1 pseudogene is annotated in these 552 nt (G+C 40.8%); it reads right to left on the bottom strand.

Features of this window, described 5'->3' with window-relative positions:
• A pseudogene (locus tag HMPREF1865_RS09555) lies at positions 1–552 on the bottom strand (ESPR-type extended signal peptide-containing protein); the annotation flags it as partial.

Here is a 552-nt window from a genome sequence, read left to right as displayed (position 1 = left end):
ATATTGTCATCAGACAATTTATTTGCATCAGCACCACCTTTGATATCTAACTGTTCGCCTAATTGTTTATTGATAACAGTTGTATCATCGCCCTTGAAGTTCAAGCCTTTTGCAATGGTGTTATTGATGTTTGTAATATCGGTTTTGTTATTTTTTACACCGTCACTAACATGTTTCAATTGGTCTTCTGTTGCCGCTTGACCATGTACAACTGTAGGGTTATCGATATCCCATGTACGGTTAGTCAATTCGTTTACCGTACCTGCGCCGGTTATTTTAACTGTTCCGGCCTTAATATCACCTGTTGCACCGTTAATAGTCACCTTATCTCCGGCCGTAATCGTACCGGTAGTGCCATCTATAACAACTTTCTTATCAGCATCTGAACCAAGAGTAACCTTATCACCTAATCCAACTGTATATTCTTTACCACCAGCAGCGTTAACGCCTTCTGTAACGGTTACGTTAGCATCCTTAGCTTTTACGGTTGTCGCTTTGGATGTACCGCCAATAGCAGCATTTAATTGATCCACATTGACAGCATCCGTTCCA

Origin of the sequence: Veillonella parvula, assembly GCF_001553335.1 — a bacterium.
Taxonomy (GTDB): Bacteria; Bacillota; Negativicutes; order Veillonellales; family Veillonellaceae; genus Veillonella; species Veillonella parvula_S.
Note: the sequence above shows the minus strand (reverse complement) of the source record. Positions and strands in the feature narration are given on the sequence as shown.